9 protein-coding genes and 2 pseudogenes are annotated in these 13513 nt (G+C 51.7%); 4 read left to right on the top strand and 7 right to left on the bottom strand.

From position 1 onward, the window contains the following. Positions 1 to 101: 101 nt before the first annotated feature. Both JQ848_RS23070 and JQ848_RS23065 read left to right on the top strand, forming a co-directional pair. Complete coding sequence (locus JQ848_RS23070) at positions 102 to 227, top strand: transposase (RefSeq protein ID WP_459565139.1); 126 nt, start codon at positions 102 to 104, stop codon at positions 225 to 227. 8 nt (positions 228 to 235) lie between these two features. Beyond that, positions 236 to 394, top strand: a pseudogene (locus tag JQ848_RS23065) (IS3 family transposase); the annotation flags it as partial. Between the two features lie 154 nt (positions 395 to 548). Here JQ848_RS23065 and greB read toward each other — a convergent pair. The 4 genes from greB to gmtY form a co-directional block, all read right to left on the bottom strand. Further along, positions 549 to 1019 carry a transcription elongation factor GreB gene (greB, locus tag JQ848_RS07170; RefSeq protein ID WP_202210411.1) on the bottom strand — a complete coding sequence of 157 codons (471 nt, stop codon included), beginning with the start codon at positions 1017 to 1019 and terminating at the stop codon, positions 549 to 551. 849 nt (positions 1020 to 1868) lie between these two features. Further along, on the bottom strand, positions 1869 to 2462 hold the full coding sequence (gene gmtX, locus JQ848_RS07165; RefSeq protein ID WP_202210410.1) for a gamma-mobile-trio protein GmtX: 594 nt from the start codon (positions 2460 to 2462) through the stop codon (positions 1869 to 1871). Next, on the bottom strand, positions 2459 to 6478 hold the full coding sequence (gene gmtZ / locus JQ848_RS07160; protein ID WP_202210409.1) for a gamma-mobile-trio integrase GmtZ: 4020 nt from the start codon (positions 6476 to 6478) through the stop codon (positions 2459 to 2461). The genes gmtX and gmtZ overlap by 4 nt, the downstream gene beginning before the upstream one ends. Positions 6479 to 6749: 271 nt before the next feature. Further along, a complete protein-coding gene (gene gmtY, locus JQ848_RS07155; protein ID WP_268968740.1) occupies positions 6750 to 8192 on the bottom strand; it encodes a gamma-mobile-trio recombinase GmtY in 1443 nt (480 codons plus the stop codon). Positions 8193 to 9498: 1306 nt separating this feature from the next. Between gmtY and JQ848_RS07150 the strand changes: the two are divergent. Next, a pseudogene (locus JQ848_RS07150) lies at positions 9499 to 9828 on the top strand (GreA/GreB family elongation factor); the annotation flags it as partial. A 2-nt stretch (positions 9829 to 9830) separates the two neighbouring features. On the opposite strand, the gene JQ848_RS07145 reads toward JQ848_RS07150, so the two are convergent. From JQ848_RS07145 to JQ848_RS07135, 3 genes are all read right to left on the bottom strand, one after another. Beyond that, positions 9831 to 10139: a hypothetical protein gene (locus JQ848_RS07145; RefSeq protein ID WP_003446797.1), complete on the bottom strand. Its 309-nt coding sequence runs from the start codon at positions 10137 to 10139 to the stop codon at positions 9831 to 9833. Between the two features lie 243 nt (positions 10140 to 10382). After that, the gene (locus JQ848_RS07140; RefSeq protein ID WP_010656997.1) at positions 10383 to 10817 is read right to left on the bottom strand and encodes a DoxX family protein; all 435 of its coding nucleotides are present in this window, start codon (positions 10815 to 10817) and stop codon (positions 10383 to 10385) included. A 103-nt stretch (positions 10818 to 10920) separates the two neighbouring features. Next, positions 10921 to 12339, bottom strand: coding sequence for an MltF family protein (locus JQ848_RS07135; RefSeq protein WP_037001933.1), 1419 nt, complete (start codon positions 12337 to 12339; stop codon positions 10921 to 10923). Between the two features lie 236 nt (positions 12340 to 12575). On the opposite strand from JQ848_RS07135, the gene JQ848_RS07130 reads away from it, so the two are divergent. Next, complete coding sequence (locus JQ848_RS07130) at positions 12576 to 13376, top strand: TatD family hydrolase (protein ID WP_003446789.1); 801 nt, start codon at positions 12576 to 12578, stop codon at positions 13374 to 13376. Positions 13377 to 13513 lie beyond the last annotated feature (137 nt).

The following is a 13513-nucleotide window of genomic DNA, read 5'->3' as shown; positions in this document are numbered from 1 at the left end:
GCGGCGATACGCTCACCCTCGAATTGTTCGAGATCATTTTGAATCGCCCCGGGTTTCCTAGACACCTATTTGCCTTAAACTGAGGCCAATTAGGAGGTGCCGTGAGCAACCCACGTTATCCCGAAGAGTTCAAAATCCAAGCGGTCAATCAAGTGACCGAAAAGAAGCTACCTGTCGCTAATTTAGCGGCCCGTCTCGGCGTGTCGACGCATAACTGCTGGGTTTGATCTAGCATTCCTGGCTGGAGAGCGGCGGCGTTTATGGCTATCGCAAAATCCATGACGACCTGCGCGAAATCGGTGAAGACTGTGGCCGCTATCGTGTAGCGAGGCTGATGCGTCTTGAAGGGCTGCGCTCTCAGATAGGGTATCGACGCCGCTCTAGAAAGTACGGCAATCTCACCGAGCATTTGGATGACTCTCGGGCTGCCATCACACGGCATCATGCTTCATGACCTGGTTCGCGAAGGACTGCCTTTCGAATATCTCGCGCCGATAGCGAGCTTGGGTTCTGCAGGACACTGAGTCGGCTATCTTGTCGGATTTTTCTCATACATACGCGATAGTGGTGATGTACCAAGTGGCTTCGCCACTGGGTGTCTGGACTACTACCTCATCTCCTTGTTCTTTCTTCAACAGCGCACGAGCCATAGGCGAGTCGATGGATATGTAATCATTGCGTCCATAGATCTCATCGTATCCGACTATCCGGAATTTCTTGATATCTGCGTCATCGTTTTCGATTTCGACCCATGCGCCAAAGAAAACCTTCCCATCCTGCTCGGGTGAATAATCGACGACTCTGATGTCCTCTAGTCGCTTTCGAAGGTACCGGACGCGTCGGTCTATTTCTCGGAGCAGCTTTTTGTTGTATTGATAATCTGCGTTCTCACTCCGATCCCCGAGGGATGCTGCCCAGGCGACTTTCTGAGTGATTTCTGGTCGATAGACCCGCCAGAGGTGATCCAGCTCCTCTTTGAGGGCATCGTGACCACTGCGGGTGATAATGTTTGTAGCCAACGTTACCTCCTATTATGAGTTAATCGGCTGCCTAGCCGTTGGCAGTGAACGTTTAGCGTTCGAATGCATACGGCGAGTAGCTGCCGTCTTTAGACTCTTCCATTGAACATTCGTCTCTGACTCAAAGGTCTATTGAACCCGAAGCGGGTGGTTGTGGCAGCAGCATAGAAAAGTGACGTGACTTGACGATCTGGATTATGCGTCTTGCCCTCATTAGAGCGCTACTACTGCCCCGGCAGCAGCAGCGGGAGTGTGGGGTTGCGAGGCGTTTCCCTTTCCGATACGGCGCATTCATTAGGTTTGTGCATCTCACAGACGGATGTTGAGGAATCTCATTTCACGATGACATTAATATCCGCGCTGACCGAGTACTGGAACGGATTACATCGGCTTGGCTTGGCCCACCGTTTCGAGAAGGCGCGATCCCATTGGGGGCTAGGAAATAGATAAGGTGCGTTCCAGGCTCTGCAGGGAATGAACATATTTCGGTACATAGGGCTCGCCGGCTCCGACGTCTACTGCCATGACAAGGACGCGAGGGTAAAAGGTGTAAGAAAGGATGTGTAGACGCTACAGAAGGGCGTGTGACATCACCACCTGTCTAACCTGCTTGGTGTCCAGGGCGAGCTGGCATTCCTTTGCCATCGTAAGCTTGCTAATGGGAGTGCTGGTGCTTGGGCCCGTTGCGGCACCTACTTTACTCGGTGATTCCAGTCGCAATCTCAACGGTAAGTAGGTGCTGCGGGATTACTGTGATTCAGTGTTGCGGGTATTGCTGTGTAGCGGCTATGGCGCGACCTGCAGTGCTCACGCGTCCCAGTTCAGCAGGCACTACTGGTGATGCAGGTGCTACAGGTACTGCAGTGCTTTTTCGAAAGCGTCTAGCGTGCCTGGCTTGAAGAGCTGTTCACCGTTCGCGCCAACCACATCGCTGCGCTCACCTCGTTTCAGTGATCGCTCGGTCAGGAACTGTGCTGAAGAAAGGTATTCCAGAGCTCGACGCTCACCGGGTGACAGCTTGAACTGCGCGGACGGTGGGAGGCGGACATCAACGTCGAACACCTTGTTGGGCGGCACGATCTCTTTCAGTTTGCGCTCAGCGTCTTTGAGCTCGCCGAGCAGCATTTTGGTCAAAAGCTTCTGCTCGCCCATGGGTAGCGCTTCAATCCATGAGTATTGCCCTGTGGCTTCTTTCTGCTTAGGCGGTAACGTAGCAGCGAAGGCGTCAATCAGTGCTCGATAGTTGACACCGCTCTGATTACGCAAGCTCTGCGCCGCGGGTACACCGTAGACTTTGCCTACTCGTGCGATCATTGAGTAGCTGAAGTCGGTGCTCCCCCGCTCCTTTTGCTCCTTGCAAGCATTGAAGACGGCTTCAAGAGTGGTGTGAGTGCGTGGCTTAGTGATTGCTTTGAGATGCGCCAGCATTTCTTCGGGGCTCATGAGGAGTACTCCCAATCTTCATTTTCAATAAAGGTCTGATAGCCGTCCTTGCCCGCAATGGCCGTGCAAGGGCCCTGGATTGCCTCGAAAGCTAATTCGAAAGTCGAGTCGGAATCAAGAGTGAGTGCCATGACCTCTGTTGCCTTGGCTCCTGTCAAAAGTTTTTGAATTGCTCCCTCGGTCACACGTTCGTGAGCGGGAAGGTCTTGCATCAACAACCGACCTTCGACCACGGCGTCTAGCTTCTCCCAAGATTTGAGGCGGGCTAGCATGAACTGCGTAAGCTGGTTCCCCATAATCAGCTGTTGTTTAGCGTCCAGGCGAAATAGCGACGGTGTCATATTGTTTAGCTCGATCATCCGATCAAGCATCTGCGCGCGTGGCGCGACAGCCAGTTCAGCCTTGGCCGATACGTAAATTTCCGCGTTTACACACACTTCATTGAGCTGATGGAAGAACGAGGTTTCTTCGATGACTACCATAGCTTCGTGATCCGGCTGCATGATGAGCTGGGTAGAATCTGAGTCATTGTCGCTCTCGATACGTTCATTCATAACGGCTTGACATTGATTCGCTAAGCGATTGATTGAGTTCATGTCGGAGAGATACATGTCAGCTTTCCGAGAGGCGGTTTCGATCTGTCCGAGCAGAGCGATCACCTCAATCTCCAGCGCGTTCCTTGCAGCTTCGTCGAATTTCAATCCCTTTTTTTCGCAATCATATTGTTCAGCATCGGATAGTTCGATGCTTGCCCGCAACTCTTCGGTTGTTTGCTCCATGTCATGCAGATGGTCGAATTGCATAGTCGCTGCTAGGGAAATTTCGTTGGCCAACGAGAGCAGGCCACCCAGGAAAACCGGGCCGGTGATGAAATGCCGGCAACGGATACAGTTCTCGCTGCCCAGATACCCTGCAGGTACATAAATATACTTACCATTTTCTTCTGCATAGCCGTCACTGCACCGGTTAGCAGCGAAGGGGCACATGCCGTAGTCGCGGAAAAGCGCACTGCCAGCAGCGATTTCTCCCACAAAGCGTTTGATAGCTTCATCGTTGTTCGTAATGAGTTGACTGCGGATTTTATTGACGCGGCCCTGCTCGACCATCTGATACGCAGCTTTGGCCTGGTTGGACAATGCGCGCTTTTCTCCTTCATTGAATCTCAGGCGCAGCATTTCATTGTTAATTTTCACGTAGTAGATCGACATGATCACAGAGCTATGTCCGGCGATCTTGACAATGACCTCCAGCGGAAGTCGGAACTCCATAACATAAGCAGTTATCAAGCTTACCCTCAACGTGTGGGGCGTATATTCCGATGTGTAGGCAGTCACGGCCGCTGGATTGCCATTCAAGGTGGCCAACTTGAGTGCCTTAGGTTGGCTGTTGTAAAGCGCGATGGCAATCCGGCTACTAAGGCGAGATGAAAAACTTCCACTGCATTCCTCGGCTTCGAAATCACGAAACAGAAAGCAATTACTACCTTTTTTCTTCAGGTCATCTTCACACAGGTTAGTGAAGCGACATTCCACCCAAGGCATAGGGCGGTTAATAGGGTTGTATTTGGTCTGCCATTGACGAAAGCGAACTATCCAGAGCGCGAGATACTCCGGAATCCAGGGTACGTCGTAATAAGGGCGCTTGCGGGAAGTTTTGTTTGTAGTGAGGTGCATCCCGTTTTCATTGTTAGGATACTGTTTGACAAACCCTTGCTCCTTCGTTTTGCCTTTCAGTTTCAAGGAGTTATTGATCCATGCAACTTTGCCATCTTTGATGACAGGTATTTTTTTATCCGCTTCTCCAGAATCCACGTAACTTAGCTGTATACCGCGAACAGGGACAGACGCCAGCGCGTATGTGTGCATCCAGTGCCCGGGAAACCAGATCTTGTATTTGCCATTAACGCATTTGTAGACGCAATCTGGGTCATCACGATCGATAAGAGATTCATCAACGTCATACCAGTCTGCTTCAAACCCATGAAGGTGTTCCAAGTCAGAAAAGCTCGTGGCGTTACACGGAACAATCCAGTCTCGCATCCCTGCGACGAACTGATAAGCGAGGGCTGGCTTTACCGTTTCTGTGGGTTGCACCAGATACCCAAGATCTTTTGAGTAGGGTGCAAACGGATCGCGAGCTCCTTCGATAAGAGTTATTTCACCGGTGTAGTCACATTTAATGCTGAGGTGCTCTTGAATGTAATGGGTGGCGAATTCCCGGAGTCCGTTGACAACCTTCCGTTGCAGGGACTCCCTGATGCTCGAAACGAAAAGCTCGAATTCTATTATTTTGAACCGGTCTGTCGTGAATAACTGTGTCGGGTGATGGCCGATGCCAATCGGAGAAAGAAAATCACGTACAAATCGTACAATGTAATTTTCTTTAACGGAAGCGCCTTTAACGATCCGCAGATAAGATGCTATTGCCGGCTTCCAGTTTTCATAAGGAGCCCTAATAGTGTGCAGTGTGTACGGCTCATCTTTTCCAAGGTAACAAGCCCAATTTACCCATACACCCTCATATACTTTATCCGGCGTTAGTGGGAGACGTTTCTCTCCGCTTGAAACAATGAATTTTTTATATTCGGCTGCCGTTTGCAAATCGGCAGCCCACACGATGGATATAGCCTCATCATAAGTATAGGGCGTCTGGATGTCACAGAAATCATACCAGTCGATCCATTCATCTTTGAATGTACGGTGTGGATTAGCCGGTAGACTGGGGTACAGCGACTGTTTTTGACGATATCCTTTACTATCCTTGATTCCCAAAATTTTTACTGCGGTTTTTGCCTCTGCGAGAGTTATGCATTTTTCAGGAAGAATAAAATCTTTCCAACTTGTGTATTCTTTATAAACTTCTCGAGGTGCCATAGGAAGCTTTAAATCTAAATGTCGAAGTTTTGCGTAATCTGTAATCGTGACTATACCTAGTTTGCGTGCTGCTGCTCCAGCAGTGCGCATGGTGGGGTGAAACCCACCATACATGAAAGCGCGCCACCCAGTACTTGGCCAGGTTTGGCGGTAGAAAATATCGGGACGCTTAGGAAGCAGAGGATCTTCTGAAAAGCGCGTAAAATAATCGGTCTTAACGGAAATTCCGAGACGTCGGACAGCTGCCGTCGCGTGTTCTATTGTTTTATATTTGGGGCTGTAGCCTAGGAACTCTAGCCATCCAGGCCATGAATCCTTATAATGCTTAGCTGGTTCTCTAGGAAGTCTTGGGTCTTCAGAAAAGCAAGCAGCGTATTCCTGGTCTGTGGCTATTCCCAAGGCATTAACGGCCTCTTTGGCATCATGATAAGAGATATATGGCTCGCGGCCTTGCTTAAGAAAATGTGCCCAACCAATCCATTTTTTCTTATAAGTTAGATTAGGCGCGACGGGAAATCTTGGTTCGTTTTCTCGAACTTTAAAATACTGTGCGGACGATCGAATATTATGTTTGACAAGAAAATCCTGCGCCTCTTCAAATGCGAAAAGCGTGGCGCGCTGCTGTATGTTAAGATAATCGTACCAGTCATTCCATTCCTTATAGGCCAATTGCGGCGAAGCATAAAGTCGAGAGTCAATTTCTAGACAGGTGCCTCTATAATCCGCTATAGAGCGAAAATTGTAAGATCTTGCGATCTGTCGCGCCTCGTAGAAATCACTGTATTTCTCCTCCTTATCGAGAAAGTCGTGCCAGTTTTTCCATTCTCCTGCATATTTGGTGTCGGGCCGAGAAGGAAGGCGGTAATCTCTCTTGTAGTATTGAGCGTACTCTTTAGCTGTTGTTATTCCCAGCTTAATGATGGCGCATTTGGCATCGTCATAACTGTAAAGCGCGGCAGCGCCTCGACCTGTAAAGTGAAGATATCCTTTCCATTCATCCTTGTAGACCTCATTCGGGGAGCTAGGGATGCGTGGATCTTCAGTGCGTCGCAGCTTGAAGTCCTTGATAGTAGTTATGCCGAGCTTAATACAGGCCTCGCGCGCCTCTTCAAGCGTTTCATAAAAATCTGATTTCTTGCCCATGAAGCTTTATTCCCAGTGTGTTGATGTAGCTGAGTTTTGGGGGTTGAGGAGTGCGTGTCTTGGTGGTTGTTTATTCATTGTTCCAGGGTTAAATTCGGCTTGTCGTAGGCATGGGTGTGCCCGTCTCTGATCTTTGAAGGTGCAAAGAGGTGGGGTTTGAATTGGGAATATAATGGTTCCCCGCCAGAAGCCAAAACAGCTGTTGCAGTTTAAAGCTCCGCGGGATTTTCTAATCCTCTACATAACTTTTTGTTTCCTATGTGAATCGTACCTAGGCGTCGGAGGCGGTGTCGTGTTTTTGGAATCGCAGTTGGGAGGCAATGTTTGGATAACTATAAGAATCGCTCTTGGGATCACTAGTGGGAACGAGGTGAGAAAGTGATTCGGCATTCGCCCGCCTTTCAACTTCCCGCATTCTTTTATTTAGATCAGCGTTAGTCATTTGCACGTAAATCAGGCAAGAGTTAGGGGATTTGTGGTGCATGCTTTTTTGAATCTCAATTTGAGTAAACCCTGCTTCTGCTAGACGATAGCCGTAAGCATGTCGATGGCCATGTTCCGTGGTTCCGTAGTATTTTCCGCACTGCAGTCCGATCCGTTTTACCGCTGACTTATGTAATCGCTGAAAGTTTTTAATGGTTTCCGGCCTACCTTTACTGTTAGTAAAGGCATAAGGATGTCCTAGCCCACTCGGCTCCGCGCGCTGGTAAAGCAGATAATTTCGAAACGCGAGCAAGAATTCAGTTGCTTTTGCGGGCGGGTAAAAATTAACATTGAAGAATTTGTGGCTGTTTACAGTTGGTGCTTTCCAGCCGGCATGCTGGGTTTCAGACTTCAGGTACTGAACTCTTGGTTTCAGCCTGAACTTCCTCAACAGATAGTCTTCGCGATTTTTATAGCCTTTTTCGGGTGCAGTACCTTCCGATGGATGATGGATGCGGATAACGACTTCCATACGACCGAGGTCAATATCTATATCATCTAGGTAGATATGGAAGAGCTCGCTTTTCCGCACGCCACCCCAGTGCATCAACAGGGTCATCGCCTGGCTTTTGTAATCCGTGTAACGGCGCTCGTCCTTGCTAAGAGCGCTCGCAATGATGAAGCCGTTGTCGATCAGCTTGTTAAAGCTATCCTTTGGAAAGCGCTTAACTTCGTCTCGCATAATACTCAGTGATCTTTCGCGCTGTATTTGCCGGGCATACTGGTTTTTTTCCGCCTCAGAGCCCTTGGTCAAATGGTTGAGCAGCTTGGCGTCCTGGCGGTGATGATAGGCGCACCAATTGAGCTTCTCTTCATAGGTCGTCGCTCGCCTAATAGGGTTCATAAGAACGCCGCTATGACCTGGTTGAGTAGCAAGCCAGTCGGTATACCCTGTCAGATAGCCGATCAACTCATCCGCATCGTTAGCAGTGCGGGCGCTCCAGAAAAGTCCTGTAGGGTCTTCCAGGTCGAGATCGATGGTGCCGTTTCTCAACGCGTTACTGAATGACATCAGCAGCGTCGTAGGCGAATCGAAAGGAATGCCGCTCTTTGCTATGAAATCGAGCAGTAAAATTACAGCCAGATTCACACGATCCCGCCAAGACATGCTCCTACGTTGCTCGCTGTGGTATTGCAGGAGCGATACCAGTATTCCACGATCAGTCAACAACCCAGGCAGTCGCATTTTCTTGATGTTCGTAGCGCTCTGGTAGTCCACCTTCACCCTCATGCAAAAAGTCATCGGCGAGCACCTTCGAGCAGGTGGGAGCTCAATTTTTTTCGGCTGCCTATTTTGTTGCTGCTTTTGTTGGGGGTGCTTTTGACGGAGGCACCGAGGCTCATCGGGGAGATTGCGCTGGTGATGCTCGGAGAGCCGACAGAATTGCACTGGAGGGTTTTGGTCGCGGTTTGTATGCTTGGCTGCTGGGGGCCGGGGTGTTGGTAGATAGTTGGTCGTGCGTGATGGGGTGACGGGCCGTCACGAAGTGTTGCCGCTAGGGGAGGCAGATTTGCAGGATAAGATAGATGGATGCTTGACACTTTTCGCGCGCTCATTATATGCTATATATTGACGAGTATTTTGAATACAAAGTATAGCATTTTGGTTTTTTTCTTAAAGTCAAATTTATTTTTTTGTTTTATTTATTTAAAATACCCTTAGTGGTATTTTAAAGGGTTTTTATTCTTCTCTGCTTTCGGGTTGGACATCCATCTATTGTCCGGTTTTCATTCCTCGGCGTAGAGATTCAGGCCTGTTAGTTATGCTATGTGGGATAGCGGCTCAGGCCTTGGCATTTTCGCCCGTCATACGTAGCTGATTGAAAGGCGCTCGTGAGCATTTTGGCTTGAGAGATTGTTCTCGCTTTCTTTTTTTGTTCAGTTCCCCGCCATCCCCGATCCTGCTTAGTCCGTCTGTTTCTGACGTGAACGTCCGGCGACCTTTTGCCTGAATGGCGCCGTGTTAGCTGGTATCGGCAGTGCGGCCACTGAGCAGATTCGTGCTGAGGGTGAGGTTAACTGGATGGTCGAACTATGGCAGTGCGTTCGTTCGTTGGTTTTTTTCAGTGATTATTGATCGCTAAGTCATTTGGGTTGGAGTAACGATATGGGCGACCTCTTATTCGCTCGATCTGCAGGCTATCAACGAGACGCCGGGTAGATTTAAGCAAGCCAGCCACTTCACCCGTTAATCAGCATTGCAAAAATGGGGGTTACTATAGATTTCAGTAGGCCACTACAGGGCGAGCATTGAGTCGGTAGAGCGACAAGCTCTGCTGGCACATCTGATTGCACGCTTGCGCCCCCTATCTGTCGACTGTTTGATTCTTCAGAATCTCATTTGCCACCATTAGCCGGCTATACCTTTACTTCAGCCTATTCAGAGGGGCCGACGTGAAGGCTGCACCTGACTCACTATCAAGGAGAGGGGGGGGGCTTGGCTAAAGTATGCAGTTCTGGCTGTGTGGGGGGGGGGGTGAGAGAGGCGGCCAAGCTTGGGGGAGTACAAATTAGTACGCTTGGGGTTGGGGTGATATTACACTTACGGCAAAAAAATGCTGCGCGAAATCGACAGTCGCGTTCGCTTTCTGACCAAGCGTCTGGAAAGCCTCAAGGTCGTCAGCGAAAAGCCCAGTGACCCGAACAAGGTTTACTTCGGGGCATGGGTCACGATTGAAGATGAAGACGCAAAGCAGTCGCGCTACCGCATCGTCGGCCCCGACGAGCTGGACCTCAAACAGGGCCTGATCAGTATCGACTCGCCCCTGGCCCGGGCGCTGATCGGAAAATCGCTGGATGCTGAAGTACAGGTGCAAACACCCACCGGTGAACAGTGGGTGTACATCGTGGCGATTGAATATCCCTGACTTCAGCGCAGAGTGATCAGGCCCTGACGCGACACACGGGTAAGGTTGCCAATCACCAGCTCGGCGTTCTCGGCACTGGGGGATTGAATCACTGCCAGATCGAAGCTGTTGCTGGCAAAGCGTGCCAGGCTGTCACCTTCTTCGACAAACTGAATCAGAAACGCCGAAGCCCGGCCTTTGCGACGCGGCCAGCCGTCCAGATAACGCAGCAGCGTAGGCTGATGTTTACCGCTCAGAAGGATTTTTGGATTGCGCAGGTTCAGATTGGCCGTGATCGGCTCAAGACGTACAAGGGGACGCGTCTGACTCATGTTTCGGTTCTCCGCCTCAAGGTTCTGCGTGGCAGGTGAGAGGCAACACCGAACCAGCGCTTTAGCGGTATTTCGAGGCCTGCTTCAAGCCTCTTAGAAGGTCTTGCAACCCTCTGGCGCCCCGCAAGTAGCTGTTTAAATCGGCGCAAGAAAACATCCTAGATAAACCGGCTTGTAGCTGTCAACAATCCCGTACAACGAAAAAGGCCCGCTTGCGGCGGGCCTTTTAGCGAACGTTGCACTTTATTTGGCGATAGCACCATCGATGGACAACTTGCCCGCGCCTTCCAGCAGCACGGCCACCGTACCGCCCAACAGCGCCAGGGCAAACTCATAACCATTGTTGGCCATGAACAAACCGTTATGGATATGCACCGAGAAAATCGCCACCAGCAAGGTGAATGACAGGCCCAGGGCTGCCGGACGGGCCAGCAAACCGACAATCAGGGCCAGGCCGCCAAAAAACTCGGTGCCGCCAGACAGCAGTGCCATCAAGGTGCCCGGCGTCAGGCCAATGCTTTCCATCCATTGCGCAGTACCGGCAAGTCCACCACCACCGAACCAGCCGAAGAGTTTTTGTGAGCCATGGGCAGCAAAAATAATGCCCACGAAAACCCGCAACACTGTCAGGCCATAGCCTGCACGGGTGCCCAAAACGGTTTGGATCAATTTGCTCATGCTGTAGTCCTTTAGATCATCAGGTGGGGAATGCTCGCCATACTAATCAGTTTTCATCATGTTAAAAGTCGAATAAACCCGACATAACAATCAAATTATCCGATCATTTCCGGGAGACCAGCTCAGGCTTTACTGGCTCCAGCGAGTCACGCTCCCGGTCGAAGGCCAAATAGTATTTATTCACACTATTAACATAGCTGACCGCACCCATTCCAACCTGCTCCATGGCAATCCGCTCGACCTGGAAGAACCATTGATCAGGGTTCAAACCACGCCGCCTGGCCTCGGCCCGCATACCCTGCACACGTTCCGGTCCCATGTTGTAGGCCGCCAGCACAAAAGCCATGCGCTCACGCTCATTGAGCTTGGGGCTGGCAAAGAACTTGCGGCGGATCATCGCCAGGTACTTGGCCCCTGCTTGCACATTGTTATCTACATTCTGAATGTTGCTGACCCCCACTCTCTGGGCAGCCGAAGGGGTAATTTGCAGCAACCCCGTAGCCCCGCCAGAGCCCCGGGCATCAGGGTCAAGGGTTGACTCCTTGAACGCCAGCGCCGCCAGGTTCAACCAGTCCATCCCCTGCTGGCGCGCATGCTTTTGCAGAATCGGCCGCAGCTTTTCAAGCTTCTGGCGATCGGCCCGGGCCAACGGGTAATGCACCCGATACAAGCGTCGGTACACCCGCTCGAAGGCTACGTCCTGATCGGACGGGGCCTTGTAGCTCAGCACAAAGCGGTCAATGCTGGCACGCAACATCGATGCATCACGGCGCACATACCAGCGCATGGCAGCAGGTTCGCTGACCAGTACCTTGCGGTCAAAACGCAGCTTGGGCATCAAGGTCGCCCAGCGTTCGGCAATAGGTCGCTCAACAATGGTCAGATGAAAAATACCGGCCTGAACCATCTCCAGCACATCTTCGACGGCCAGGCTGGGGTCCACCCATTCGATTTTTACCGCCGGCAGTTTTCGCAGGGCCAGCTTCTGATTGATCATGTTGACCGCCGCTCCGGCTGCGCTGCCGGTGGTCAATGTCACAGTCCGGCCTGACAGCTGTTCGAAACGGCTGAACCTGCGCTCACCCTTGACCCCCACCAGCAGCAAAGGCACGTCATCGACGATCGGGTCGCTGGGGCTGATGGCATGGTTGGCTTTAAAGTCGAGCAACTCGCCCGGGGCTACCAGATCACCTTCACCACGGGACAAGGCGCCCAGCAGTTGATCCTTGGCTTTGGGGATGATTTTGAGGGTGATTTCCTGGCCATCGCGGGCGTGGCCATTGAGGTAGCGCTCGAATGCGTGCAACCGATGATATTCAACACCGATCGCCTGGCCTTGCACCTCTCCCGAGCTATTGCGGCTTTGGTTGACCAGCACCCGTAACACCTGACTGCTGCGGATTTGCGCCAGATCGCGGACCTGACTGGGCTGCCCGACCTGTAACGGTCCGGCCAGGCGCGCCAGTACCGGTAGTGGCAGCAGCATCAGGCACAGCGCAATCAATAGTGTTGGTCTTGTCATCCGTTCTCCGGAAAGAATACAGCCCGGCGCCGTGTCGGATTACCCGACAACCGGTGCCCCTTTTGGGGGATTTAAGCGCTGGGAACAGCGCGCAATACAGTCAATGCGTCCTGTAGAAAACCGGGCATTGCGTTGTTGCGGCATTCAAAGACAACCATAACTGTCTGTAGTTCTTGGTTTTTCTTATAAATCTACAGCTCTGATATGCTTCTCGGCCTGTGGCCTGAGGTAGCACCATGCAACTCATCGATATCGGCGTCAACCTGACCAACCCTAGCTTCGACGGCAAACACCAGGCGGTTTTAGACCGTGCTTACGCGGCTGGCGTGGCGCAACTGATCCTCACGGGCACCAGCATTGAAGGCAGTGAACTGGCCTTGCAACTGTGCCGCGAGCTTGACCAGAGCGGTCAGCGACTGTTCGCCACGGCGGGGATTCACCCGCACTCGGCCAGTGACTGGAACAGCGACAGTGCCCAGCGTTTACTGGCCCTGCTCAAAGACCCCAACGTGCGTGCCGTGGGTGAATGCGGGCTGGACTTCAACCGCGATTTCTCACCGCGCCCGCAACAGGAGAAAGTGCTGGAAGAACATCTGGCGCTGGCGGTAGAGCTGCAGTTACCGGTGTTCCTGCACGAACGTGATGCCAGTCAGCGTCTGCTGGAAATCCTGCGCAACTATCGCGACCACTTGCCCGCTGCGGTGGTGCACTGCTTTACCGGAGAAAAGAAGGCGCTGTTCAGCTACCTGGACCTGGACTTGCACATCGGTATCACGGGCTGGATTTGCGACGAGCGCCGCGGTACCCATTTGCACCCGCTGGTGCGGGATATTCCCCGGGGTCGCCTGATGCTTGAAAGCGATGCGCCGTACTTGCTGCCGCGGACCTTGCGACCAAAACCGAAAAACGGTCGTAATGAACCGGCTTACTTAACAGAAGTTCTGCGGGAAGTGGCGGTGCATCGGGAAGAGAGCGAACAGGACCTGGCCGAACATACGACGGCATGCGCGCGGGCGTTTTTTGGATTGCCGGGTTAGCAGCAAGCCTCAAACTTGTAGCTTGCAGCCTGCCATACGGGCAGTTGGATCAACAACAAAACAACAGCATCCTTGACCCATATCAGCAGGTCTTCCTCGAGTAGCGGCACAATGATGGCACCTTGCCAATATTGTTT

This window comes from Pseudomonas paraversuta (assembly GCF_904067025.1).
GTDB classification, from domain to species: Bacteria; Pseudomonadota; Gammaproteobacteria; order Pseudomonadales; family Pseudomonadaceae; genus Aquipseudomonas; species Aquipseudomonas paraversuta.
The sequence above is the reverse complement of the archived record's forward strand: the minus strand, read 5'-3'. Positions and strand labels throughout refer to the sequence as shown.